General features: G+C 60.8%; 20 protein-coding genes. 18 read left to right on the forward strand and 2 right to left on the reverse strand.

Annotated features, from left to right (window positions below):
* Positions 1–6: 6 nt before the first annotated feature.
* The 14 genes from J3P92_RS12550 to J3P92_RS12615 all read left to right on the forward strand — a co-directional run bounded on the left by J3P92_RS12550 (position 7) and on the right by J3P92_RS12615 (position 18,990).
* Entirely contained in the window at positions 7–3,312 is a 3,306-nt protein-coding gene (locus J3P92_RS12550; RefSeq protein WP_434651122.1) for an ImcF-related family protein, read from the forward strand.
* A complete protein-coding gene (tssA, locus tag J3P92_RS12555; RefSeq protein ID WP_434651008.1) occupies positions 3,309–4,895 on the forward strand; it encodes a type VI secretion system protein TssA in 1,587 nt (528 codons plus the stop codon). Before J3P92_RS12550 ends, tssA begins: the two co-directional genes overlap by 4 nt.
* Before the next feature lie 19 nt (positions 4,896–4,914).
* Positions 4,915–6,684, forward strand: coding sequence for a type VI secretion system baseplate subunit TssF (tssF, locus tag J3P92_RS12560; protein WP_434651009.1), 1,770 nt, complete (start codon positions 4,915–4,917; stop codon positions 6,682–6,684).
* The gene (gene tssG, locus J3P92_RS12565) at positions 6,648–7,745 is read left to right on the forward strand and encodes a type VI secretion system baseplate subunit TssG (protein ID WP_434651011.1); all 1,098 of its coding nucleotides are present in this window, start codon (positions 6,648–6,650) and stop codon (positions 7,743–7,745) included. Before tssF ends, tssG begins: the two co-directional genes overlap by 37 nt.
* A complete protein-coding gene (gene tssJ, locus J3P92_RS12570; RefSeq protein ID WP_434651013.1) occupies positions 7,726–8,262 on the forward strand; it encodes a type VI secretion system lipoprotein TssJ in 537 nt (178 codons plus the stop codon). The genes tssG and tssJ overlap by 20 nt, the downstream gene beginning before the upstream one ends.
* Positions 8,263–8,265: 3 nt before the next feature.
* Positions 8,266–8,733: a type VI secretion system baseplate subunit TssE gene (tssE, locus tag J3P92_RS12575; protein ID WP_434651015.1), complete on the forward strand. Its 468-nt coding sequence runs from the start codon at positions 8,266–8,268 to the stop codon at positions 8,731–8,733.
* The gene (locus tag J3P92_RS12580) at positions 8,730–9,848 is read left to right on the forward strand and encodes an OmpA family protein (protein ID WP_434651017.1); all 1,119 of its coding nucleotides are present in this window, start codon (positions 8,730–8,732) and stop codon (positions 9,846–9,848) included. Before tssE ends, J3P92_RS12580 begins: the two co-directional genes overlap by 4 nt.
* Positions 9,849–10,089: 241 nt before the next feature.
* Positions 10,090–10,902, forward strand: a complete 813-nt coding sequence (locus J3P92_RS12585) for an oxidoreductase (protein WP_420764019.1) — start codon at positions 10,090–10,092, stop codon at positions 10,900–10,902.
* A gap of 54 nt (positions 10,903–10,956) precedes the next feature.
* Positions 10,957–11,943 carry an acrylyl-CoA reductase (NADPH) gene (gene acuI, locus J3P92_RS12590; RefSeq protein WP_434651019.1) on the forward strand — a complete coding sequence of 329 codons (987 nt, stop codon included), beginning with the start codon at positions 10,957–10,959 and terminating at the stop codon, positions 11,941–11,943.
* Between the two features lie 203 nt (positions 11,944–12,146).
* The gene (gene fdhF / locus J3P92_RS12595) at positions 12,147–15,122 is read left to right on the forward strand and encodes a formate dehydrogenase subunit alpha (protein WP_434651021.1); all 2,976 of its coding nucleotides are present in this window, start codon (positions 12,147–12,149) and stop codon (positions 15,120–15,122) included.
* A complete protein-coding gene (locus J3P92_RS12600) occupies positions 15,122–15,604 on the forward strand; it encodes a DUF1641 domain-containing protein (RefSeq protein ID WP_434651023.1) in 483 nt (160 codons plus the stop codon). Before fdhF ends, J3P92_RS12600 begins: the two co-directional genes overlap by 1 nt.
* A 13-nt stretch (positions 15,605–15,617) precedes the next feature.
* On the forward strand, positions 15,618–16,991 hold the full coding sequence (locus J3P92_RS12605) for a cytochrome ubiquinol oxidase subunit I (RefSeq protein ID WP_434651025.1): 1,374 nt from the start codon (positions 15,618–15,620) through the stop codon (positions 16,989–16,991).
* Positions 16,991–18,001: a cytochrome d ubiquinol oxidase subunit II gene (gene cydB, locus J3P92_RS12610; RefSeq protein WP_434651027.1), complete on the forward strand. Its 1,011-nt coding sequence runs from the start codon at positions 16,991–16,993 to the stop codon at positions 17,999–18,001. Before J3P92_RS12605 ends, cydB begins: the two co-directional genes overlap by 1 nt.
* A 128-nt stretch (positions 18,002–18,129) precedes the next feature.
* The gene (locus tag J3P92_RS12615) at positions 18,130–18,990 is read left to right on the forward strand and encodes a LysR family transcriptional regulator (protein ID WP_434563984.1); all 861 of its coding nucleotides are present in this window, start codon (positions 18,130–18,132) and stop codon (positions 18,988–18,990) included.
* A 1-nt stretch (position 18,991) separates the two neighbouring features.
* Here J3P92_RS12615 and J3P92_RS12620 read toward each other — a convergent pair whose 3' ends face one another.
* Positions 18,992–20,449 carry an MFS transporter gene (locus J3P92_RS12620; RefSeq protein WP_434651029.1) on the reverse strand — a complete coding sequence of 486 codons (1,458 nt, stop codon included), beginning with the start codon at positions 20,447–20,449 and terminating at the stop codon, positions 18,992–18,994.
* A 221-nt stretch (positions 20,450–20,670) separates the two neighbouring features.
* Between J3P92_RS12620 and J3P92_RS12625 the strand changes: the two genes are divergently transcribed.
* Together J3P92_RS12625 and J3P92_RS12630 are read left to right on the forward strand one after the other, a co-directional pair.
* Complete coding sequence (locus J3P92_RS12625) at positions 20,671–21,429, forward strand: SDR family oxidoreductase (protein WP_434651031.1); 759 nt, start codon at positions 20,671–20,673, stop codon at positions 21,427–21,429.
* Between the two features lie 78 nt (positions 21,430–21,507).
* Positions 21,508–22,014 (forward strand): nuclear transport factor 2 family protein, encoded by a 507-nt coding sequence (locus J3P92_RS12630; protein ID WP_434651033.1) that lies wholly within the window; start codon positions 21,508–21,510, stop codon positions 22,012–22,014.
* Positions 22,015–22,138: 124 nt separating this feature from the next.
* Here J3P92_RS12630 and J3P92_RS12635 read toward each other — a convergent pair whose 3' ends face one another.
* Positions 22,139–23,053 (reverse strand): LysR family transcriptional regulator, encoded by a 915-nt coding sequence (locus tag J3P92_RS12635; RefSeq protein ID WP_434564004.1) that lies wholly within the window; start codon positions 23,051–23,053, stop codon positions 22,139–22,141.
* 258 nt (positions 23,054–23,311) lie between these two features.
* Here J3P92_RS12635 and J3P92_RS12640 point away from each other — a divergent pair, with 258 nt between their 5' ends.
* Together J3P92_RS12640 and J3P92_RS12645 are read left to right on the forward strand one after the other, a co-directional pair.
* Complete coding sequence (locus J3P92_RS12640) at positions 23,312–24,337, forward strand: zinc-dependent alcohol dehydrogenase family protein (RefSeq protein WP_420764012.1); 1,026 nt, start codon at positions 23,312–23,314, stop codon at positions 24,335–24,337.
* 670 nt (positions 24,338–25,007) lie between these two features.
* Entirely contained in the window at positions 25,008–26,495 is a 1,488-nt protein-coding gene (locus tag J3P92_RS12645; RefSeq protein ID WP_420764011.1) for a hypothetical protein, read from the forward strand.
* The last annotated feature ends 48 nt before the right edge of the window (positions 26,496–26,543 follow it).

Genomic DNA, 26,543 nt, shown 5'->3' on the forward strand with positions numbered 1-26,543 from the left:
GCGCTTCTGTTGGCGTTGATCTTGGCCGTGTTTGTTGCCTTGGCAGGCGGGGGGTGGTGGTTATGGACTGGGCAACCCGTCGACCGCGTTGTGCTGTCGGACCTGCTGCTCAAGGCATTTTTTTGCTGGGCATTGTTGTTCGCGATGGCGATATTGATGTGGCAAATCATGCAGAACGGGATCAGAGTTCTGGTGCGTAGCACCCAGGTGACCTCATCACGACCTCAGGCCAGGACGCCTGAATCGATACTGGGCGCAGAGCTACGCGAAAACCTCCACTTCCAATACGGCCCCCTCTGGCGCCACAAGGTCCGCCTGCTGCTCATCGTCGGCGAGCCCACCCAGATCGCCGCCATCGCCCCGGAGCTGGCGAAAAAGAAATGGCTCGAAGGCGAACGCACCGTGCTGCTATGGGGCGGCAGCGTCCAGGAAGAATTGCAAACCCCGCTGTTGAACCCATGGCTCACCCTACGCCGTTGGCGGGCGCTGGACGGGGTGGTCTGGGCGCTGGACAAACCGCAAAGCACCGATGCGGTGGCGCTGGCCAAGGGCATGCGGCAGTTGCAGGGGCTGGCTCGGCGGCTACGCCGACGGTTGCCGTTGCACTTGTGGCAGGTGTGCGAGAGCGGCTGGTCCCAGGACGGGCGCGAGAGCCAGCCGGTGGGTTGTCTGTTGCCGGCCAAGGTGACGCCGTCGCTGCTGGAGGCGTGCCTGGAGGATCTGGTCGAGCCGTTGCGTTGCCAGGGCTTTGCCCAGATGAAGATCAAGAAGCGGATGCACCACGATTTCCTGCTGCGCCTGTCCCGGGATTTGCAGGCCGAGGGCATTGCCCGTTGGCGGCAGGCGCTGGCGCCGTCGTTGAGTGGGTTCAACCCGGGGGTGATGCTGCGAGGGTTGTGGTTCAGCCTGCCACTGCGCGTGACGCAAAGCGCTGACGGCGAGCACTTCTGGTGGCCGGACCCGGCGTGGCACGGCGTGCAGCGCGACAAGGCCGTCGGCGCGCGGTTGGGGTGGGGCGCGCCGCGAGTTGTCTATGGGCTGTTCATGGGCCTGGCGCTGGTGTGGGGCGCGGGGATGGCGCTGTCCTTTGTGAGCAATCGGGCGCAGATCGTCGAGGCGCAGGCCTTGTCGACGGCGTTGCAACAGTCATCCACCCAAGAGGAGCAACTGTTGGCGCTCGAAGCGCTCGTCCACGTGCTGGCTCGCCTGGATCACCGTGTCGTGTCCGGTGCGCCGTGGTACCAGCGCTTTGGCTTGAACCGCAATGAAACCTTGCTCGAGCTGTTGTGGCCCCGGTATGTCGAGGCCAATAACCGCCTGGTGCGCGACCCGGCGGCGACGAGGTTGCGCGGGCAACTGGAGGCGCTGGTCAAGCTGGCGCCGGGCAGCCCCGAGCGCGTTGAGCGCACGCGTATGGCCTACGATCAGCTCAAGACTTACCTGATGATGGCGCGCCCGGACAAAGCCGAGGCGTCCCTGTTGGTCAAGACCCTGGGCCACGCCGAACCCACGCGTGACGGAATTTCGCCAGGGCTCTGGCAGACCCTCGCACCGAACCTGTGGCAGTTCTACGCCGAGCAACTGGCCGCGCACCCGGATTGGCGCATCGAGGCCGACCCGCGGTTGGTGGCGCAGGTGCGGCAGGTGCTGCTCGACCAATTGGGCCAACGCAACGCCGAGGCCAGCCTGTATCAACGGGTGCTGGACGAGGCCACCCAGCACTATCCAGCCCTGGGCCTGCAACAGATGGTGGGCGACACCGAAGCCGCCGGGTTGTTTTCCAGCAAGGCCAGCGTGCCGGGAGTGTTCACGCGCCAGGCCTGGGAGGGCCAGGTGCGCCAGGCCATCGATGACATCACCCAGGCGCGCCGCGAAGAAATCGATTGGGTGCTCAGTGATCGCCCCGGTGACATCGATGTGCGCTTGACGCCCGGCGAGCTCAAGGCGCGCCTGACCGAACGCTATTTCAAGGACTACGCGGGCGCCTGGCTGGTGTTTCTCAACAGCCTGCGGGGCAATCAACCCAAAAGCCTGGAACAGGTCATCGACCAGTTGACGCTGATGAGCGACGTGCGCCAATCGCCGTTGCTCGCGTTGATCAATACCCTGGCCTATCAAGGGCAAGCGGGCAACCGCGTCCCGGCCCTGGGGGACTCGCTGATGAGGTCCGCGCACAAGCTCATCGGCCCGGACAAGGCCCCGCCCATAGACCCGCTGGCCGACCTGCCGAGCGGCCCGCTGGTTCCGACGTTCGGCCCGTTGTTGGCCTTGCTGGGCAAGGGTGGCGCTGACCATTTGAGCCTCCAGGCCTACCTCACCCAAGTGACCCGCGTGCGCCTGAAACTGCAACAGATCAACACGGCCAGCGACCCCATGGAAATGACCCAGGCCCTGGCGCAGACGGTGTTCCAGGGCCGGGGCATCGACCTCACCGATACCCAGTCCTATGGCCGTCTGATGGCCGCCAGCCTCGGTGCGCAATGGGCCGGCGTGGGCGAAACGCTGTTCGTGCAACCGCTGGAACAGGCCTGGCAGCGAGTGCTGCAACCGTCGGCGGCGGGCCTCAACAGCCAATGGCGGCGTTCGATCGTCGAGCATTGGAACGCGGCCTTTACCGGGCGTTATCCCTTCGCCGCGACGGCCAGCGATGCTTCGTTGCCGATGCTGGGGCAAATGATCCGCGCCGACACGGGGCGCATCGAACGTTTTCTCCACAGCCAGTTGAGCGGCGTGTTGCGCAAGGAGGGCAACCGCTGGGTGGCCGATCCCCGCCACGGTCGCGGTTTACGCGTCAATCCCCAATTCCTGGAGGCGGTCAATCAACTGAGCGATCTGGCCGACGTGCTCTACACCGACGGCGGCCTGGGCTTGAGTTTTGAACTGAGCGGCAAAGGCGTGCGCGATGTGGTGCAAACCACCTTCATCCTCAACGGAGAGAAACACCACTACTTCAACCAGAAGGAGCGCTGGCAGCGCTTCGGCTGGCCGGGACGCAGCGACTACCCCGGCGTCAGCCTGACGTGGACCAGCGTCCACACCGGCGAACGGTTGTTCGCCGACTACGCCGGCGCCTGGGGGCTGATTCGCTTGCTGGAACAGGCCACGTTCACCGCGCTGGACGATGGCGACAGCCGCTACCGCATGGTGCTCAAGGCGCCCGATGGCCTGGGCCTGACGTGGCACCTGCGCACCGAACTGGATGCCGGACCGATGGCGCTTTTGAAGTTGCGAGGGTTTACGTTGCCGGGGCGGATATTTTTGGCTGAGGGCGGGCCAGCGGTGCCCCTGGCGCGCAATGAGGTGCTCCGATGAGCCTGCAAAACCTGATCACCCATTGCCTGGGCAAGCGCGACGCCTTGGCCATCGCCCGTGAACAGGCCGCACGCTGGCAACCCTGGCTGCAGCCCATCAGCGAAGCGGCACCCGTTGGGCACGACCCTGGCTATGACGATGATTTTCAATGCATGCGCGAAGAGGTTGGCAAGCTGTCCGGCGCCGATGCTGAACGAGTGGCCCAACTGGGTGAAAAGCTACTGACCCGCAAATGTAAGGATTTACGCGTCGCCACCTATTACGTGTGGGCTCGCTTGTGCAGGGACGGCGAAGCCGGGCTGGCCGACGGTTTGAGCCTGTTGGCGGCGCTGGTGGAGCGGTTCACCGATACGGTACTGCCCGTGCGACCGAACAGCCGCAAGATGGCGTTGCAGTGGCTGGCCGGCGAAAAGCTGCTCGATACGCTGTGGCGGTATCCGGAGGTGGTGAAAACCGAGGCCGAGCGCACCGCCGCGGCATTGGCCTGGCTGGAGCAGGGCCTGACGGCATGGCCTGACGATCAACGTCCTTGCCTGGGGGCCCTGTATGCCGCGCTATCCGCCCGATTGGCTCGGTCCGAAGGCATGGAGGCGCTGGTCCCGCAGAGTACCGCCAGCCAGGAATCGCAAGCCCAGGCCGGGGCTTCGGCTGCTATCGCGATCAAGTCCGGTCGGGATCTGTTGGACCACGGCCGGGCCTTGGCTGGTTATCTGCGTGATCAACCTCAGGGTTGGCTGGCGGCCCACCGCGTGATGAAGAGCCTGCGTTGGGACACGGTGCAAGAGGCGCCGCCCGAGGACGCCGATGGCAACACCCGGCTGACGCCGCCCAGGGCTGACTATCGGGCGCAGCTCAAGCGTTTGTACTTGCAGCAGGGCTGGACCCAGTTGCTCGATCACGCGGAACGAATCTATGCCGAAGGCGTGAACCATTTCTGGTTGGATTTGCAGTGGTATGTGTATCAGGCACTGAGTCAGCAACCGGCGCCGCAGGTGTGCTGGGCTGATGTCGTCCGACGTGACCTGGGCATGTTTTTGGATCGGTTGCCGGGGTTGGAGCTGCTGCGCTGGCGCGACGGCACGCCTTTCGCCGATGAGACCACACGTGAGTGGATTGCCCAGCACGCCAGCGCAGACCGCCCGGAGCAAGGGTTGGCCGCGCCATCGTCGGCACCGGTCATCGGGGATGCCGACATCTTGTCGTGGGAAACCGAAGCCCTGGCGCAGGCCGACAAAGAAGGGGTCGAGCAAGCGCTGGCTTGGCTGGCGGCGCGCCCGGACATTGTTTGCGCACGCCAACGATGGCTGCTGCGCCTGCTGATGGCGAGGGTGGCAGAACAGTTCGGCAAAAGTGAGCTGGCCATCCACCTGCTGGGGGAACTGGACACCGCTTCACAGCACCATGACCTATGCGCGTGGGAGCCCGAGTTGTATTTCGAGGTCAAGGCTCGCCTGCTCAGGTTGCTGCGGGTCAAGGCCCAACGCAACGACACGGACAAACCTGCCCTGGCCCGACGCATGGAACCTTTGTTGGCGGCGCTGGTGGCCATCGATCCGGTACGTGCCGCTGTGCTTTGCGGCTGACACTCATTTCAGGACTTTTATGGACATGGAAAATCTGACACTGCGCTATTTCGACGCCGAGATGCGTTATTTGCGCGAGGCCGGCAAGGAATTCGCCGAGGCGTTCCCGGACCGGGCGGCATATCTCAATCTCGACAAGCCGGGGGCGCAAGACCCTTACGTAGAACGTTTGTTCGAGGGCTTTGCATTCTTGATGGGGCGCTTGCGGGAGAAGCTCGACGATGATCTGCCGGAGCTCACCGAAGGCTTGGTCAGCCTGCTGTGGCCGCATTACTTGCGGACCATACCGTCCCTGTCGATTATCGAGCTGGCGCCGGATCTTGCCTTGATAAAGCGCAGCGAACGAATCCCCAGAGGGTTCGAGATCCTGTCGCGCCCCATCGGGCCGCAGCACACCTGCTGTCGCTACACCACCACGCAAGACGTGACGTTACAGCCGCTGGCGTTGACAGTCGTGGCGCGCGACCACGAACCGGATGGCCGCTCGCTGCTGCGTTTGCGTTTTGTCCGAAGCGTGTCCGTCCCTTGGTCACAAATCGACCTGAGCCGCTTGCCGCTGTACTTGAATGCCGATGCGCCACTGGCCAGCGCACTGCACCAAGCCCTGACCTTGAACAGGCAGGCGATGTATGTGCGCTTGCCAGGACAGTCGGATCGCAAGCCGGTGGACGGGTATTTCACCCCCAAGGGCTTTGGCGACGAGGATCGCCTGTGGCCCAAGGGCGACAGCGCTTTCAGCGGCTATCAACTGCTGCTTGAGTATTTCACGTTTCGTGAGAAATTCATGTTCGTCACCCTCTGTGGCCTTGAGCAACTGCCGCTTGAGTCCGGCGCGCCCTGGTTCGAGCTCGAAGTGGTGCTGTCCAAGCCCTGGCCGCAGAACTTCGACCTGAACCGTGAACATATTCGTCTGCACTCGGTGCCGGTGATCAACTTGTTCGTACTGGAGGCCGACCCGTTGGCGCTGGACCCCTTGCAAACCGATTACTTGCTGCGTCCGATGCGCTTGCAGGATGGCCATCTGGAAATCTATTCGGTGGACCAGGTGACCGCATCCAAAGGCGCCGAGCGCATGGACTACGTGCCGTTCACCAGTTTTCGCCATAAAGGCGGCATGCTGCGTGATGAGGCGCCGGAACGTTATTTCCATAGCCGCCTGAAGCGGGCCGCCAATGGGCTGTATGACACCTGGTTGATCCTGGGCGGAGAAGGCTTCGACGAGGATCGGCTGCATACCCACGCCAGCCTGTCGTTACACCTGATCGGCACCCACGGCCAGCTGCCACGCAAAGCGCTGCAGAGCACGGTGCTCGATACAGCGGTGCAAACCACCCAGTTCGGCCTGCGGGTGCGCAACCTGTGTGCGCCGACGTTGCCGTGCTATCCGCCAAACCGCGACCGTTTCCACTGGCGCATCCTGAGCCACCTGGGCTCCAATTTCTTGCCGATGCTCGACAGCGCAGAGGTGTTGCGCGGGACGTTGGCGTTGTATGACTGGACCGGCAGCGAGCAGAACCGGCGTCGCCTGGCGGCGATTGTCGAGGTGAACCATCACCTGGTCCAACGTTTTGAAAATGGCTTTTTGCTGCGCGGGGTGGATATTGAAATCACGTTGGATGCCCACGGCTTTTCGGGGGACGGCGATATCAGTCTGTTCGGTGAAATGCTCAACCGCTTTTTTGCGCTCTACGCCGACATTCATTTGTTCACCCAGCTCACGCTGATTCTTCAACCTACCGGAGCGTGCCTGCGATGGAACGAGAACCACAGCCAGCGCATTCCCGGTTGAACGCCGACGGTTTGCTGGACGCGTTGCGAGGGCGGGTGGCCGAGGCCAGCCTGTATCGTTTCTGCCAACTGTTGGAACAAGCGCTGCCCGGCCGTCCTCTGCTTGGCAGCACCGCGCATCCGGCAGACGATCCCGTGCGCTTTCGACCCGATCCCGGCATGGGGTTTCCCGCCGGTGAGCTGAAGGCGATCGAAATCGACACGAACAACCCGCAACGTCCGGCTACGGTGCGCACCCGTCTGATGGGTTTGTACGGCCTAGATTCGCCAATGCCGACGGGGTTTGTGGATGACATCGCTCAACGCCGGGAGGGGCATGAGGCACTGGAAGCTTTCCTCGACATTTTCAATCACCGGATTTTCACTCAGTTCTATCGAATCTGGCGCAAGTACTCTTATCCAGCGACGTTTGCAGCGGGCGGCAGCGATGCGACATCGCAGTGCCTGTTCGGTTTGATCGGGCTGGGCATTCCCGGAACAGCGGAACGCGTCGCTACCCCAGTCTCCCGTTTCCTCGCGTTGCTCAGCGTCATGCGCCTGCCTACCCGCAACGCCGAAGGCATCGAGGCGCTCGTCAAGCTGCTTGCCGTCCATACCCAGGCACGGATAACCCCGTACCGGCCGCAGAAGATTCCCTTGCCGCAACCGGCCAGCCTGTGTCCGTCTTGCCCGGTACGCTTGTCCAAGGGCACGCCGCTGGGCAATGTCGGGCAAGACGTCAACAGCCAGCTGCACTTGGTGCTGTCCACCGACGACGCGCAGGAGGCCAATGACTGGTTGCCCGGCGGAGCGCTTCACCGCGACCTGCTTGTACTCCTGCGGGTGTACCTGGGATGGCGCTGCACCGCGACGCTGCAATTGACCATCGCGGTAAGCAGCCTGCCAACTCCGATACTGGGGCATCGGCAGATACGACTGGGAATGACCGGTGTGCTGGGCTTGGGTTCAGACACCTGGCAGCCGCGAGAACAGGACACCCTCACGATCAATATGGGCCGCTACCAGGGCCTTTCGACCAACCCACGGATCAGGGAAACACAACATGTCACATACCTTTATTAACCGGTTGGCACTCACGGTGCTGGTCGCTGCGCTTGGCGGGTGTGGAGCGGCGCAGACCGTCGAGCCGAGCACGGGGTTCACCACCGGGACGATGTTCCGTAAACAGGTCAAGACCTTGCACCTGGATTTCAACGCACGAACCGCGCTCAACACCGAAACCGCGGACATGAACGCCTTATCGCTGCCCACCTTGGTGCGGGTTTACCAGTTACGCGACAGTACCGCGTTGGAGCAGGCCACCTACGACGGGCTGGTGAACACAGACGACAACCTGTTCGAAGGTGCATTGCTGGACAAACGCGCCGTGGTGGTGAAACCCGGGGCAGGGGCCCTGTTGAGCGTGCCCATGGACCCCCGCACGCGGGTAGTGGCGCTGGTGGGCTTGTTTCGAAGTCCAGACGCCGCGTTAGGCTCCTGGCGCCTGGTGCTGAGGCGCGAAGACCTGGACCCGGATCGGGCACGGCTCATCGAGATAGGCGCCAACCAACTGACGTTGCGCCCGTTGGCGAAGGACTGATCCATGACCGAGCCCAACCCTTCGCTCTATGAAATGCTACTGCAAAACTTCAATGGTGAACTGGATTTGCATCGCGTCAGCGGGCAGGACCAGCACACGCTGTCGGTCCTGGACAACCTGCAACGCATCCTCAACAGCCGGGCCGGCAGCCTCAGCCATTTACCGGATTATGGACTTCCCGACATGGGAACCATTTTGCAGGGGCTACCGGCTACCGCCCATACGTTGATGAAGGCCATGACCCATACCCTGCTCAAATACGAACCGCGATTGACGGCGCTCGCCATCGAGCTACTGCCGCAATTACTGCCGGGGCATTTGGAGTGCGCCCTGGACGTGCAGTTGAAAGGAGGGCGCCGGGTAACTTTCGGTACCACGTTGGGACCGGAGGGCAAAGTCCTGATGCGTCACCTGAAGCGACAGAACCATGTGGCGGCAACGGGAACGGATAACGCAAGGCAAGCGCGATGAGCGCGTTGTTTGAAGTGCATGTTCGAATCGGTGGCGATCCGCGCGGCTATGCTGAGTTCGTCGCTTTGCGCGACGAGTTGGCCAGATTGGGCCATGGCGCCTGCCCAGACGTGGATTGGCAAAAAGTCGAGCAGTTATGCCTTGTGCTGCTGCAACTCAACGGTGCGGAGCTGCAAACCGTCAGCTTCTATGCGCTGGCTCGAAGCCAGCGTCACGGTTTGGACGGCATGGTCCAAGGCGTTCGATTGTTGAAGACGCTCTGCGGTCAATGGCCCAGCCTGTGGCCGCCGTCGGTGCGGGTGCGCCTGGATACGTTGGGGTGGTTGTTCGCACAGCTGCAAACGCTGCTGCGTGGCCTGGCGCTGACGACCAACGATCAGCGCGCGTTGCTTGAGCTCGATGGTGCGTTGGGCTGCCTGACTGAGCGGCTGGCAAGCTACGCATCCACGCCGCTGCCGGCTCTCCAGTCTCTGCGCCAGCAGGTCAACCAGCTGATCCAACGTTTGGAACGATGCGATCAACGTATCGAAGCGGCACTGCTTCCCATGGGAATGACAGAGCCGGCATTGGCGATACCCATTGTGGTCCTGCCCCCGCCGGACATGACCCATCGTAAGGGGCATTTTTCGCCATGGCTGTGCGGCGCGGCGCTCGTCTTCGCTCTCGTCGCAGGGGTTGTCGGGTGGCGGATGAGCGCGAGGTCAGCGTTGGTCTTGCCCGCTCCGGTGCAGTTGGACAGCCTGTCGCTGTTCGATGTCGGCAGTTCGCAGCTCAAGCCTGGTTCGACCGATACCTTGGTTAAGGCCTTGGTGGATATCAAGGCCCAGCCAGACGGGTTGATCGTCATTTCAGGCCATACCGACGGGACAGGTTCATCGGAACAGAACCTGCAACTCTCAAACGCCCGTGCTGTTGCAGTGCGGGACTGGATGCAGCACGTGGGCAAAATCCCCGCCGGTTGCCTAGCCGTCCAGGGCGTCGCCGCCGGTCAGCCCATAGCTGGAGACGACACCGAAGCTGGGCGAAGGGCCAATCGGCGTGTCGGTATCCGCGTGGTGCCGCAAGTGGTGGCTTGTGAGCTTTCGGGGAAGGTTGGACAAGAGACGCCGCTTTGAACGTCCTCCTTGAAACCTGCTTCGGCCTACAGACGCAGCGTGGCAAATCCACTTTGGCGAGCATTAGGTTCCAGTGCATGAATGCCAAGGTAACCTCGAAGCGACGGACAGCATCAGGCTGGATCTAAATTAGATGTCAATCAAAATCAAAACTGTTGACGGCTATGATTATGCTCATCATCATAGAGCTACCCTGACATGTATCGATGTCGGGCCCGACCCAGTTGCCGAGGAACACTCCATGACGATCCACAAACCCGTAGCCTTGGTGACCGGCGCTTCTTCCGGTATCGGCGAAGCCATTGCCAACTCCCTCGTAGCGGCCGGCTATCAGGTATACGGCACCAGCCGGCGCGGAGCCCGGGCCGATCATCAGGCGTATGAGATGCTGGCACTCGACGTGACCGACGATGCCTGCGTCGAGGCCGCGGTTGCGCAGTTGATGCGGTTGGAAGGGCGTATCGACCTGCTGGTCAACAACGCCGGTTTCGGGCTCGCCCCGGCCGCGGCCGAAGAAAGCTCGATCGACCAGGCCAAGGCGATCTTCGATACCAATTTCCTCGGTGTTGTGCGAATGACGCGCGCCGTTGTGCCGCATATGCGTCGCCAGGGTGTCGGTCGCATCATCAACATCGGTTCCATACTCGGCGTGGTATCCGTGCCCTATGTGGCGCTGTACGTGGCGAGCAAGCACGCGGTGGATGGCTATTCCCAAGCCCTTGATCATGAATTACGGACCCATGGCATCCGGGTCGTTGTCATCGAGCCCGGTTATACCAAGACATCATTCGAGAGCAACAGCCTGCAGGCTGACGCTAAGCTGGACCTGTACGAGGATATCCGGGGTAAGGTAACCAAGGTCGTCAATCACGCAATGGCCACGGCCGAGGGGCCCGATGTGGTCGCTGACGTGGTGCTCAAGGCCGCTCGCGCCGAGCGGCCGAAGTTGCGTTACACCGCCGGCAAGGCGGCAGCCCAATTGCAGTTCATGCGCCGCTTCGCGCCGGCGGGCATGCTGGATACCGGTATCCGCAAGGCAATGCAACTGGCGTGAATCTGCTCAACCGGGCCCACGACATTCGCCGCTCAAATGCACAGGAAAACAACCATGACCTTCAAAGCGCTGCTTGCCACCAAAACCGATGAAGCCATGTCGACCGGCCTGGTCGACTTCACCGAAGAAGACCTGATGCCCGGTGATGTCACCGTCGCTATCGAATATTCCACGGTGAACTACAAAGATGCCATGGCCCTCAGTGGCCGCTCGCCGGTGATCCGCCAGTTCCCGTTGATTCCCGGCATCGACTTCGCCGGAATCGTTGAAAGCTCCAGCCACGCAGGTTTCCAGGCTGGCGACCGGGTACTGCTGAACGGTTGGGGGCTGAGCCAGACGCACCACGGCGGTTTCGCCCAGAAGGCCCGGGTGAGTGGTGACTGGCTCGTCAAGGTTCCGGACGTATTCTCGACCCGCCAAGCCATGGCCATTGGCACGGCGGGCTACACCGCGATGCTCAGCGTGCTGGCGCTGGAACACGGCGGCCTGGCGCCCGATGGGGGCGATATCCTGGTGACCGGCGCCAACGGCGGCGCGGGCTCGGTGGCGATTGCGCTGTTGTCGGGGCTGGGCTATCGGGTGATCGCGTCGACTGGACGCCTGGAAGAAGCCGACTATCTGCGTGACCTGGGCGCTGCAGAGGTGATTGATCGGCGCACCCTGTCGGAGCCGGGCGCACCGATTGCCAAGGAGCGTTGGGCGGGCGTCATCGACTCGGTCGGTAGCCATACCTTGGCCAATGCCCTGGCCCAGACCCGATACCGCGGGGTCGTCGCCGCCTTCGGCCTCGCCCAGGGCGCGGATCTGCCGGGGTCGGTGCTGCCTTTCATCCTGCGCAACGTGACCCTGGCCGGTATCGACTCCGTGAATGCGCCCCAGGCTGTCCGTTTGCAGGCATGGTCGCGTCTGGCCCGGGATCTGGATGTGGACAAGCTTGCTCGCACCACGCAGCTTGTCGGCCTGGCGCAAGTGCCGGAAGTCGCGGCTCGGGTGCTGCAAGGGCAGGTTCGCGGGCGCACGGTCGTGGATGTGAATGCTTGAGCGAAAGGACAAGCCAGCATTTATTAGCGGAGCGTTACAAGCATTCGGATGCCACACGCTGTAGCGGCTTCGCGCAAAAATTAATGAACATTTGCAGCACTGGGATATCGATTCTGTAACTGAACATTTCCGTGTGGGCATTCGGTCTCTAGCTTCGTTGGGCCGCTGTCCGGGCGGTCAGTCGGCCAACGGGGCGAGTTTCCATGAATGGCAGATACCAGTGCAGCGTCGAGTACAACGGTCGCACCCTCAGGGGTGACGCTGACCAGCCGCTGATCGATTTCTTGGCAGAGCAGGGCATCGACCTGCCTCACGTCTGCTATCACCGCGCCCTCGGGCCGATCCAGACCTGCGATGTCTGTTGGATCGAGCATGATGGCGAGTTGGTCCGCGGGTGCGCGCTGCGTTCCGCCGACGGCATGAAGCTGGTGAGCGAAACGCCTCGCGTGAAGGCGGCGCAGGAAGAAGGCATGGACCGGATCCTTGCCAAGCACGAGCTTTATTGCACGGTCTGCGAGCACAACACCGGTGACTGCACGCTGCACAATACCGTCGCCGACATGAACCCCGTGATCCAGCGCTACAAATACCAGCGCAAGCCCTACAGCAAGGACCACTCGAACCCGTTTTATACCTACGATCCCGATCAATGCATCCTGTGCGGGCGTTGCGTGGAAGCGTGCCAGAACGTCGAGGTCAATGAAACGCTGAGCATCGATTTCACCCAGGAGCATCCAAGGGTGTTGTGGGATGGCGGAACCAAGATAGAGGGTTCCAGTTGTGTGAGCTGCGGTCATTGCGTCACGGTTTGCCCCTGCAACGCGTTGCTCGAAAAAACCATGCAGCCGGATGCCGGACCGTTGACGTCGATGCCCGAGGACATCAAGCGGCCGCTCATCGACGCGGTGAAGACGATCGAGAATACGATCGGTGCGCCGCCCATTACCGCTATTTCCGTCATGGACATGCACTGGCGCCAGCCTGAAATCAAACGCACCAAGACCGTGTGCACCTATTGTGGCGTGGGCTGCTCGTTCGAAATGTGGACTCGCGACCGCACGCTGCTCAAGGTGCAGCCAGTGGTGAACGCACCGGCGAACGGCATTTCCACGTGTATCAAGGGCAAGTTCGCCTGGGATTTCGTGAACAGCGAAAAACGCCTGACGACGCCGCTGATACGGGAAAACGGCCGGTTTCGTGAAGCGAGCTGGGACGAGGCGCTGACCTTGGTCGCAGGCCGTCTTCTGGCCATAAAACGTGAGCACGGCGCCGATGCCATCGGCTTCATTGGCTCCAGCAAGGCCAGCAATGAAGAAGCTTACCTGACGCAGAAAATCGCTCGCCTGATCATCGGCACCAATAGCGTCGACAACTCTTCACGCTACTGCCAGAACCCCGCGACACAGGGGTTGTTCCGCACGGTCGGTTACGGCGGTGACGCCGGCACGATCACCGATCTTGAGCAGGCGGACCTCATCGTCCTGGTGGGCAGCAACCTGGCGGAGAACCATCCGGTTATCGCTTCGAAAATCAAGGCCGCACGCAAGCATCGAGGGCAAAAACTGCTGGTGGTCGATCCACGCAAGCATGAAATGGCGGAGCGCGCCGACCTGTTCCTGCAGATCAGGTCGAGCACCGACATAGTCTGGGCCAGCGCCATGTCGCGTTACCTGTTCGATCATGGCATGGCGGACGCGGCATTCCTGGAAGCGCGGGTGAATCAGGTGGACGAGTACCGACGCTCCCTGGAACCCTTTACCCTGCCATTCGCGTCGCAGGTCACCGGGTTGTCGGAGGCGGATCTGGTCAGCGCCGCGAACATGATCGGCAACGCCAAACGGGTCTGCCTGCTCTGGGCAATGGGCATTACCCAGCATAGCCATGGGGCCGACACGAGCACCGCACTGTCCAATCTCTTGTTGGTTACCGGCAACTACGGCCGCCCCGGAACCGGCGGTTATCCGATGCGCGGCCACAACAACGTCCAGGGGGCCAGCGACTTCGGGTGTTTGAAGAACGTCTATCCCGGTTATGAAAAAGTCACTGACGAAGCGGTTCGAGCCAAGTGGGCGAAGGCCTGGGGTGTGGCGCCGGAACGACTGTCCAACAAGGTCGGTGAAGACAACTTCCTGATGGTTCAGCATGCCGCCGAGCAGAAGATAAAAGCCATGTATGTGATCGGTGAAGAGACGGCGTTTTCCGACGCCGACACTGAAAACGTGCATGAGGCTTTCAGAAAACTCGATTTCATGGTCGTGCAGGACATTTTCTTCAGCCGCACCGCGCAGTTCGCCGACGTCGTGCTGCCAGGTTGCCCAAGCGTTGAGAAGGAGGGCACCTTCGTCAACACCGAGCGGCGGATCCAACGTTTTCATGAGGTTTTTCCGCCGCTGGGCAACAGCCTTCCAGACTGGCGCATCCTGACCGATCTGGCCAAGCGAATGGGCCATGACTGGGGATACGAGCATCCCTCGCAGATCTTCGCGGAGGTGGCCGGTATCGCCACCCTGTTCGCCGGCGCCAACTATGAGCGCCTGGACGGTTGGAAATCTCTCCTCTGGCCAGTAAAGCCGGATGGCACCGATACCCCGTTGCTCTATACCGACCGGTTCCACACCGACGACGGCAAAGCCGTGTTGTACCCGCTGGAGTGGAAACCTCCGGCGGAAGCGCCCGACAGCGAATTCGACCTGATGCTGGACAACGGACGCATGCTGGAGCATTTCCAGGGCAACAACCAGACGGGACGTGGCGACCGTGTCGATTCGTTGTCACCGCATTGGTACGTCGAAATCAGTCCCGAGCTTGCAGACGAGCGGGGTATCCAGGATGGGACCCAGGTGCGGATCACTTCTCGCCGTGGTTCGGTCACGGTGCCGGTTCTGATCACCGATCGAGTGCGCGGCAAGGTGCTGTTCATGCCGATTCACCAGGGCAAGCCCGGCATTAATGAACTCACCGGGGAACATCATGATCCAGACGTCAACACGCCGGCCTACAAGGAAACCGCTGTGAAGATGACGATCCTGAGGGATCCCCCTCCGGAATCGGCATTGCCGCGCGGCAATTTCCGAAACGGCCACAGGACACCGAACAATGGCGTGGCTGTTGAGGTGAAGTGGGCCAGAGACGACTACGCGCCGATCGACGCACCGGCGCCCCATCCGGAGAGGTTTTGATGGCCGAACCTATTGATTACGACGTAAAACCAAGCAAGACCGAGCCTGACGCGCAGGATGAACTCGATCGTCTGGTCCAGAGCCTCCATGAACACGGCGTGCTGCGCATGGCCAATGACCTGGTCTGTGCCAACACGGCGATTGCCAAAGTGCTGGTTGATGGCCTGAACAAGGAAGGCACGCTCAACGTCATTCAGAACCTGTCGATCCTGGCGATGGCACTGTCCCGCGTGCCGCCCGATGAATTCTACCGGCTGGTCTTCGCGCTGAAGGATGCCGGCGCTGCGGTCAGTCAATGGACCGCGCCCAACAACGACGACGTCGCGCCAGGCGTGCGGGGCGCATACCGTTTGCTGCATGACGAATCGCTTTGGCGCGCGATCTTGCCGCTCCTGGAGGGCTTGAAAGCGATGGGTGAGGGCATGAAGAGGCCGATCGATAAACCGATCAGTCAATTCTGCGGCAAACCCAGCGGCGCTTGAGCGGGGCCTGCCCATGGAATCGATGGATTCGGCGTTGATGCTGGCGCGCTACCAGTTTGCGTTCACCATTAGCTTCCACATCGTGGTTGCCGCATTTTCCATCGGCCTGGCCAATTACCTGATGGTGCTGGAAGCCCTCTGGCTGTGGCGAAAGCGTCAGGTCTATATGGACGTCTACCGATTCTGGCTGAAGATATTCGCCTTGACGGTCGCCGTGGGCACGGCATCAGGGCTGGTCATGGAGTTCGAGTTCGGGACCAACTGGAGCGCGCTGGCCAGCCGGGCGGGGGGCATCCTCGGGCCTCTGATGTTCTATGAAGTCATGGTCGCGTTTTTCCTGGAAGCAGGCTTCATCGGGGTCATGCTGTTTGGCATGAATAAAGTCGGGCCGCGCCTGCACTTCCTGTCTACATGCGCGGTCGCCGTCGGCTCGTTGTTCAGTGCATTCTGGATACTGTCAGCCAATTCCTGGATGCACACCCCGGCAGGCTTCAGCATTGCCGGCGATGGCCGGTTCGTGCCCGAAGACTGGCTGCAGATCATATTCAACCCCTCGTTTCCCTACCGTATGGTGCACATGAGCATCGCCGCCTTTCTCGGCACGGCCACCCTCGTGGGCGCCGCGGGCGCGTGGCACTTGTTGCGCGACAATACCCACGCGCCTGCGCGAGTGATGTTCTCAATGGCACTGTGGATGGCGGCCGTGGTCGGGCCTATCCAGCTCGTCGCGGGGGACCTGCACGGCGAAAATACCCGAGATCACCAGCCGCAGAAGCTGGCCGCGATGGAAGGTTCCTGGCGACGCCCGGAAGCCGGCCAGGGCGAGCCGCTCAGGTTGTTTGCGATACCGGACCAGGCCAACCGCAGGAATGATTTCGAACTGGCGATACCCCATCTCGGCTCGCTTTATCTGCGCCACGACTGGACCGGCACCATACAGAGCCTTGATGAGTTCGCGCCCGAAGACATCCCGCCCGTGGCCGTGGTCTTTTTCGCGTTTCGTATCATGGTGGGCATCGGCTTGCTGATCGTGGCCATGGGTATCGCCAGTCTCTTCTTGCGTTGGCGCGGCGGTCTGTTCGAGTGTCGATGGCTGATGCGCTGTGCGGTGCTCATGGCCCCGGCCGGGTTCGTAGCGATGGTTTGCGGATGGGTGGTTACCGAGGTCGGGCGCCAGCCATTCACGGTCTATGGCTTGATGCGCACCGTTCACAGCAGCTCGCAGCAACCGCTCTCATTCGTCCTGGGCAGCACACTCGCCCTGGTTATCCTGTACCTGCTGGTTTTCGGCCTGGGGCTGTTTTACCTGGTACGCGCCATCAACCGACTGCCGGCAACTTCAACGGATGCCGACGATCAAGCCAGCGCAACGCGGGGGAAATCGTGATGTTCATCTCTGAAGCGCTGTTACCCAATCTGTCGGCCGCCGCAATTGCCTTTACCATCATCACCTACGTGATTCTGGACGGCACCGACCTGGGCGTCGGCATCCTCTTCGCGACCCGCCAACACCCCGACGATAAGCAGATCATGGTCAACTCCATCCTGCCGATCTGGGACGGGAACGAAACCTGGCTGGTGCTCGGTGGCGGCGGTTTGCTCGCGCTTTTTCCCGTGGCTTACAGCGTCTTGTTTTCCGCCCTGTATATCCCGGTGATTGCGATGCTGCTGGCATTGATTGTCAGGGCCGTCGCGTTGGAGTTCCGGGCCGACGCGCCTGCACGAATGAAGCGCTGGCTCGACGTCAGCCTCGTGACCGGCTCGTTGATCGCAACGCTTTGCCAGGGTGTCATCATGGGCAGCGTGGTACAGGGAATCGATCACCACGAGGGCCGGTTCGCCGGAAACGGTTGGGAGTGGTTGAGTGCATTTGCGCTGGCGTGTGGCCTGGTGCTGGTGATTGGCTACGCACTGCTTGGCAGTTGCTGGCTGTTCTGGCGAACCGAAGGCGCGCTGCAAGCGGCGGCCAGAAGGCAGGCGCGATGGCTGGGATGGCTGACACTGGCAGGCATTGCAATCATTGTGGTGTGGACCAGCGAGTTGGCGCCGTCCTATCGAGACCATCTTCTTGAATCGAACCTGAGCCCGGCGCTTCTGCTTGTTCAGTGCGCGTTGCTGGTCGGGTTTTACCGGGCTTTTTCCAGCCGATACCATTTCCTTCCGTTGTTTGCGGTATTGGGATGGTTTGGCACGGCGTTCGCTGCCGCGATCATTACCCTCTATCCGTTAATCCTGCCGCCGTCGCTGGCGATCAGCCAAGCGTCTGCTCCAGCTTCGAGCCAAGGGTTCATGCTCGTGGGATTCGCGGTGCTGGTGCCGGTCACGCTGGCCTACAACACGTGGGGGTTCTGGGTGTTTCGCGGTAAGGTCAAAGCGCAGTACTTCCCAGACCGATAAAACCTGTCTTCATTTCCCGTCCCCGAATGGTGTGTCGACTAATTTGTAGACGTGTCTGTCGAGCGCGGGATTGCTACGGCATCGCCATTGCTGCACTCTCACTCTTCATTTTTGCATCGGGGCGGAGCATGGATTGGAGTGATGTTCGGGTCTTTCTCGCGATTGCCCGCAGTGGGTCATTGGGCGCTGCTGCCAAGCTGTTGGGTGTTAGTCATCCGACCGTGGGGCGGCGCTTGCAGGTCCTTGAACAGTCCAGCGGCCAGCCCATTTTCCTGCGTACCACCCAAGGTCTGATACTGACCGAGAGCGGAGAGAAGCTACTCAGCCTGGCGCAGCAAATGGAGCAAAGTGCGTTGGCCATCGAGCGGCGCCTTGCGGGCGACAGCGCGCAGCCAGAAGGTGTGTTGCGCATCTCCTGCGCTGACTGGTTTGCCTGTTACGTGCTGGCCCCGGTTCTGAGCGAACTGGGGCGACGTTATCCGCTGATCGTGCCCGAGGTCATCGCCGGGCATCGATTGTTCGACCTGGCCCGTCGCGACGCCGACATCGCGTTTCGGATCGTTCCTTTCACCGAACCCGATATTGTTCACCGCAAACTCACTTCCCTGAGCTATGGGCTGTACACCGCCGTCGGATCTCCTGACCTCGAGCCGCAGGGCGAGGGGGTTGGCTTGATTACCATGAGTGTCGCCCAATCACATTATCCCGATGTGCAGTGGCTGCGGCAGCGGTACCCTCTGGCCCGTACGGTGTTTACGAGTAGTAGTCGCACCGTCCAGGCGCAGATGTGCGCGCAAGGGCAGGGCATCGCTGTGCTGCCCCGCGCCCTGGGCGACCGGTTAACGGCGCTGCGCCTGATTGATCCGCATGAGGCGCCACCGGGCCGCGACATATGGATGGGCTACCACCAGGACATGCGGCAGATGGACAGCCTGCGTGCTCTTGCCGACCTTGCTTCCATCATGATCGGCAACCAGGCAGGCGGTTGACTCACTCCGCTGGGTGCATGGCTGTCGTTTGCAGTTGCGCAGCAGGTTGGCGCGCCAGGGTAAGGCTGAGTCCCGTGCCTACGACCAGGCATGCCGCGATACAGAGTATTGAGACGGTGAAGGCGTGGGTGATGGCAGCCGCGTCTGTGTCCGTGCCTAGAAGGGTGTAAAAAACTCCGCCTATTATCGCGACACTCAGTGATGTGCTGATTTGCAGAGTAGAGCTGGTAATGCCTGCAATCATGCCGGAGTACGCTGGCGCCACGCGCCCTGTGATCATGCGCATCAATGTCGGAAGGGCCAGTCCTTGTCCGAAGCCGATCAGAAACAGAATGACGGCAAGGGGCAGCGCAGCGGGGCTTACGGACATCGGCGTGTGCGCCACGAGCCAGGCCAGGAGCATGAGCCCCAACACTTCAAGTCCCATCCCGACCGGATTGACGTACGCCCCCAGCAAATGCCTGAAGTGAGGAGTGGAGAGCGGTCCCAGCAAAAAGCCCGCGCCGAAAGGAAGGAAGACGAGGCCTGCATTGAGTGGGCTCGTATGCAGCGCTCCCTGTAAATAAATAGAAAACAGCAGAAAAAACACGCCGATCGCGTAAAAGGTCAGAGCGACGAACAGTGCCCGGCCCAACCCAGGCGCGCGCAGTACGGCAGGATTCAGCAACGGCGCGCCTTGCGCTTGGTGCAAACGGGCTTCGTAGCGCCAGAACAGCCAGGCCAGCAGCGGCACCGCCGCAAGCGATAGCCAGGCCCACAAAGGCCAGCCCGCTTCACGCCCCTCGATCAGCGGCACGATCAGCGCTCCCAGCGTCACCATGGACAGTACCGTTCCGCCCAGATCAAGCTTGCTTGTATGTGGTGCGCGGGTTTCCTTGACCACCGCAATGGCGATCAGAATCACCAGCAACGCAATCGGTAAATTCACAAGAAATATCGCCCGCCACCCCAAGCCCATCAAGTTGAGCGATATCAATATTCCGCCAAGGGCCTGGCCGACCACCGACGCCAGACCAAAGACTGCGCCATAGAGGCTCAACGCCAAAGGTTTTTCGGACTCGGGGAATATGGCCTGCACTGAAGCGAGTGCCTGGGGCGCCATGACCGCTGCCGTCACGCCTTGCAGCGAACGTCCGGCGATCAACATCCAAGGTGACTCGGCGACACCGCAGATCAATGAGGCGATTGCAAAGCCAACCAGGCCAACGAAGAACATTCTCATGCGGCCGTAGATATCGCCGAGCCGACCCCCGGTGATCAATGTCACGGCATAAAGAGCCGCATATGACGAGATGATCAACTGTTCGGCGGAGGAGGCCGTGCCCAGCGATTGTTGAATCGAGGGCAGTGCTACGTTGACGATGAAAAAATCCAGCGGCGGTAAAAACGCACCGACCAACAAAATGGCGAACATCAACCAGCGCCGCGGTTCCGGGGGGGCGATTTTAGTCTGAGGCATAAGGTCTCCTTCCTGGAACACTTCGGTTCCAGATATTCTCGATTGCGGGTCATGCTCTGAATCAGCTGACTCGAATCTAAACGATCAAACCTTCGCTGACGCCTCACATAACTGAACGGCCAATGTTCATTTTTGGCAGTGCCGCTCAGCCCCTGACTCCTCTCAAAATGGCCGTACTGTGGTTTCAATCGAGCCACACAACCGAGGCTGAGGAGTCAGATATGTCAGGTAAATTCGCCAATCAGGTTGCAGTTGTCACCGGCGCATCCACCGGGATCGGATTTGCGATTGCGCAGGGTTTGATTGCAGAGGGAGCCAAGCGTGTTTACATCACGGGTCGTTCTGCAGCCACGCTGGAAGCTGCGGTGGCAAAGCTGGGCGAAAGAGCCGTCGCGGTCATTTCGGATGTCGCGCGCCAGGCTGATCTCGATAAGCTCAAGGCGACCATTGTGGCCCGTGACGATCAATTGGACGCAGTGTTTGCCAACGCGGGCATTTGTGAAAAAAACCCGGTGGGCGAGACCACGGAGGCGGCTTATTTCAATATGTTCGACATTAACGTAAAGGGCGTTTTTTTTTCCGTTCAGACGTTAATGCCATTGTTGAAAGATGGCGCTTCGATCGTGTTGACGGCCTCTATCTGTTCCAGCAACGGGATGGAAGGGCTGAGCCTTTACAACGCATCCAAGGCCGCGGTGCGGTCCTTCGCAAGGACTTGGGCCAACGAACTCAAAGGTCGCGGGATTCGGGCGAATGTCCTGAGCCCTGGCTTCACCCGCACGCCTCTGATGGATAACGGCTTGAAGATGAGCGAACGCGACATCGCCGCGCTGCGACAACATGTCGAGCAGATCACTCCGCTGGGGTATATGGCCCAACCTGAAGAAATCGCCTCGTCGGCGCTGTTCCTTGCATCCGCCGATGCGAAATACGTCAACGGTGTGGAGCTGATGGTCGACGGCGGCCTGTCGCAGATCTGAACACTTGCTTAACCGCAGCGCAGCCCTCGCAGAGGGTTGCCTTTTCGCTTTTGCGAAGTCTCAGCAGGAAACCTCATCATGAACATTGAAGAACTGAGCACCCGACTGGACGCCCTGGAAAGTCGCGCCGCAATCGAGTCGCTGATCAGCGCCTACGCCAATGCCTTCGATCGCGTTGACGTGTTGCTCCTGAGCGCAATCTGGCACGAAGAATCGACACTGGACCTACCGGGTTTCGGCAAGGCCGGAAACCGTGACGAAATCCTGGCGATGGCGCAAAACAGCTGGCACCAGATGCCTTATATGCACCACTGGATGGCCAACCCACTGATCGAAATCAAGGGTGACAGCGCGGCGGGTACGGTGGCCGCGGATTGCCTGTTCCATGACATTGAAAAAGGTCCGGTTCAAGCCAGTGGGCTGTACCACGACAGGTTTGAACGTCGCGACGGAAAATGGGCGTTCCTGTCACGTCGTTTTGAACTGCACTTTCTGACACCTTTAAAGGATTGGGTACCTGTAGCGGGCGATGAAAAGTACACAGCGGATCAACATCAGCGCCTGAACATGCCTTCACAGAAATGACGTGCTTGCATGACGTCCAGTGAGTAGTGAGTGGCGCGAACGACGAGCGCTGCCCGGTGTGAATGGGTCGCTACGACCTATGAAAAGTCAGAAATGATCAGCTAAACAGCCTGCAGGACGAAACCTAAAGGCTATCAGGGTCGCCAAAAAACATCTGGATCCGCGACCGCAACCAGCGTTCTCCCGGGTCATTATCCTGTGATCCCCGCCAAGCCATGTGCAATTCGAAGCTTCGCACCGGGATGGGTGGGTCTTCGGCGCGCACGCCGCCAGCGGCGGTCAATGCGTCGGCGGTGTAATCGGGTACGGTGGCGATGATGTCGGTGCCCGATAACAGTGTGCTCAGGCCGTTGAACTGCGGAACCGCCAGTACCACATGGCGCTTGCGGTCGAGTTTTTCCAGTTCTTCATCGATAAAGCCGCTCAAATCCCCGGCGAATGACACCAGTGCGTGGGGCCGGGCGCAGAATTCGTCCAGGGTCAGCCGTCCCGGCGCGGTGTCGGCCCGTAGCACTTTCGGCGAACTGCGACGCAATACCTTGCGTTTAGCATTGGCCGGCAAGTCGTCGGTATAGCTGACGCCGATGGAGATTTCCCCCGAGGCCAGCAAGCCCGGCATCAGGATGTAATTGACCCGGCGCACCACCAGCACAATGCCCGGTGCTTCGGCTCGCAGGCGCTTGAGCAGCATGGGCAGGAGGGCGAATTCGGCATCGTCCGACAGGCCGATGCGAAACACCGAAGTGCTGGTGGCCGGGTCGAATTCCGCCGCCCGGCTGACCGCGGTGGAGATTGAATCCAGGGCCGGAGAGAGCAGGGCGAAGATTTCCACCGCTCGGGCGGTGGGTTCCATGCTGCGCCCGGTGCGCACGAACAAGGGGTCATCGAACAGGCTGCGCAGGCGCGACAGCGCGGCGCTGATGGCCGGCTGGCCGAGAAACAGCTTCTCGGCGGCGCGGGTCACACTGCGTTCATGCATCAATGTTTCGAACACGATCAACAGGTTCAGGTCGACACGACGCAGGTCATTACGATTCATCTGGGGTCCTGGCAGATTCGGCAAGCTTGACGTGGGCGGCCATATGGGAACAATGACCGGCATGAATCTTACGGGGAAAGGCTGGTACTCTGCATCGGGTAAATGCATTTTCTTAGGGATAAGTCCTACAGGACTGGTTAGGTTTTCTTGCTGCGGAATCAATGACAGGCATGTCGACTATTAATAGCCACTGATGGTCTTGGCTACAAAGCCCGGATAGAGTTCATGGCATTAGAGGTTACTTTGACGAGGTTTGCGATGTCCCGCACGATCCGTTTTCACAAGTTTGGTGGTGCCGAGGTGCTCAAATGCGAAGAGCATGCGGCGGCTCTTCCTGCGCCGGGAGAAGTGCAGGTCCGCGTCGAAGCGATCGGCATCAGCTGGTATGACACCCTGTGGCGCCAGAACCTGGCGTCGTCCCAGGCGCGCCTGCCTTCGGGGCTTGGCCATGAAATGGCTGGCGTGGTCACCGCCATCGGCGACGGTGTCGACGATCTGGCCGTCGGCGACAAGGTCGCCAGCTTCCCCGCAGAGAGTCCGAACGATTATCCGGTGTATGGCGAGGTCATCGTGCTGCCACGCACCGCGCTGACTCGCTATCCCGACGTGCTCAGCCCAATCGAGGCCGCGGTGCATTACACGCCGCTGTTGATCGCCTACTTCGCCTACATGGACCTGGCACGGGTCAAGCCTGGGCAGTTTGCCCTGGTCACCGATGCCAGCCATTGCGCCGGTCCGTCGTTCGTGCAGCTGGGCAAGGCCTTGGGTGTGCGGGTGATCGCAGCGACCAAGACTGCCGACGAGCGCGAATATCTGCTGTCGCTGGGCGCCGAAAAGGTGATCGTAACCGAAGAGCAGGACTTGCTGATGCAAATCAACAAGCTGACGGACAATCGTGGCGTCGACGTCGTGTTCGACGGCCTTGGCGGTCCGCAGATGTCGCTCCTGGGTGACGTGCTGGCACCTCGTGGCAGCCTGGTGCTGTATGGCTTGCAGGGTGGCAACCAGACGCCATTTCCGGCTTGCGCGGCCTTTCAGAAGAACATCCAGTTCTTCGTGCACTGCATCGGCAATTTCACCGGCAAGCCGGAACTGGGGATTGTCCAGGACCAGGTGGCCTTGCAGCGCGCATTGCGTGATATCAACCAGCTCACCGCCGATCGTGTCGTGTTGCCACTCAAGACTCGGGTCTTTCCCTTCTCCGAGTTCGTCGAGGCCCACCGCTACATGGGCGAATGCCCTTGCCGCGAACGTGTTGCCCTTCAGGTGGTCGACCCCGCCTGATTCCCCTCCTTGCGCAAGAGCCAGCGGTTTCGGCTCTTGCGCGGCCCTGGCCTGCCTGGCCACGCGCCTTTTCATTGCGTCTTGCCTTATCCAAGGCGGCCCTGCGCCTGCTTGTGCGCGTTACCTATGCCGCTTTTCCCCGCGTTAAAAACCGAAGTCGCGCAACTGAACTGGTTTTTGGTGCCAATCTGTATCTTCTAATCATTATTTAAGTGCTGATAATTGAACGCTTGTTTCCAACTCAAGGAAGAAGTCGTGGCGCAATACAGACTTTACTCAGGTTTCGACCCTTCAGCGAATATTCAAAATGGCCCGAATGGTAGTTGCTTTGGACCTGCCCGTCGATCATGGGGAAAATCGAGTTGGTCAACAGGAGAGTTGCTTTTCGGCATGTTCTTTATCTGTTGTCTCTCTAGTCTGTGGGAAGTTGTAAGAAATCTCCTAGGACGTAACGATTGTTCAGCGAGGGGCAATGATTGCGGGGTTTTCCTGGGTTCTGATGAGGCGGCGGGGTCAAGGTGCCTCGTATGTGTCAAATGATTACCCAAGGCAAACATGGAGCGTATTGCCAATACTGTTGGCAATAACAAAGCAATATTCAGAACACTGCGTCGCGCAATCGGATTGGTGCGGGCGCGACGCCGATAATCGAATTTCCAGGTAAATGGTTATGAGTGCAATTCATGAACAGGCAATGACTTACGTTTATCAGCAAGTATTGCAACGCTTGCTGGATTTTTATTCCCGAGCGGAACGGACTGCGCTGCAGCTCCTGATCCAACGCTTGATCGTCGCCGCTGGGGGCATCGAGCGAATCGGCGATTACCGGGTGCTGTCGGTGCAGAACGGGAGCCGGGAGGGGTTCTACGTCCTGACGGCCTTGCGAGCGGCGCAATTGAGCATCGCCGGTCGGCACCCGGCGACGTTTGATCTTCGCGTCGCCACGCCTCGCCTGGGGGAGACGACCCAGGCCAGCCTGGAGAATATTCATCGCTGCTACAGCGCGCTGTTCCTCTACGACGACCCCAGGGTGGAGCTGCTTATGGCCGACAACCGTGAGGTGGTGCCATTCGACCATCGCAAGGCACCTTCGGAGGCGTGGTATGAGTCCAATCGGACCCACATGCTGATGCTGGGCCACCTGCGTCCGTCCGACAGCCTCTTGGGCCTGGGGGATGAGGGCTACCTGGCAATGGCGGAATTCTACAGGCATGTGGCGCGCTGGGAGTCGGGCGTCGATTCATGGGTCAGCAGCGACACGCCACGCCAGCAGAAGCAATTCATGGCGGGCCTTCATCGTGCGACCCGCAAGGTTGGCCAGCCGGTCGATCCGAGTTGTGGCTTCGACGGCCTGTTCATGCAGCTCGACACGATAGGCGGCGATTTCTTCCAACAGTTCTATGGCCGGGCCCGCCTGGGGCCGTGGCGGCCCGAAGGTCAGTTCGAGGCCTGTCGGCGGATAGGGCATATCAGCATCGACGACCTGATCGTCGATCGCCTGGAGGAAAACAACTGGCCTCTGTTCAGTGAATTTCTGCGGGTACGTCCCGATGGGCTGGTTGCGCCAACGATCGAGCATGAGTTCCTCAGTCCGTTCCTGTCCGCTCACCTGTACGGCTTGCAGGCCTGCTATCTGCAAGGCCGCAGCTATGAAACCGGCTATGGCGACTATGTGCAGCGCACTGTCATGCTCATGCATCGCAAGCAATTACCCCTCCATGTCTGCCAACAGGTCCAGGAACTGTTCGGCTCGCCGGCGGCCATCCCCGAGCGTCGCGCCCAGGCAGCCAACGAGGTGCAAAACACCCTGAGGCTCAATGAAACCCAACTGGTGTGCATGCTGTTTGCGCCCTTCGTGGACAATGGCGCGGGGCTGGAGCATTTCCTGCGCTGTAGCCATCCGGGCATGCTGGTGGCAATGCCGGACCTGCACAAAGCCTTGCAGGGAGGGACCGTCGCCGATCAGGTTGCGCAATGGATGGTGGATGTCAGCGGCCTGTCTATCCCGATGCTTGGCAAGTTGTACCGCGTCCGACTCGTCCCTGCGGAACGGGGGGCGGTTTCGGTGGTCGGCCCGCAATCAGTCGAGCAAGGCTTCGATACGGATGAAGATGAGCAGGGTACCGATGGATTGCGCGAACGCTCGGCGCGACGCTGAGGAACGGGGTTTGAAGGGGTTGGCTTTTCTCGTCCCGGCACGGCTGGC

It is taken from the genome of Pseudomonas sp. D3-27 (assembly GCF_051132165.1).
GTDB lineage: Bacteria > Pseudomonadota > Gammaproteobacteria > Pseudomonadales > Pseudomonadaceae > Aquipseudomonas.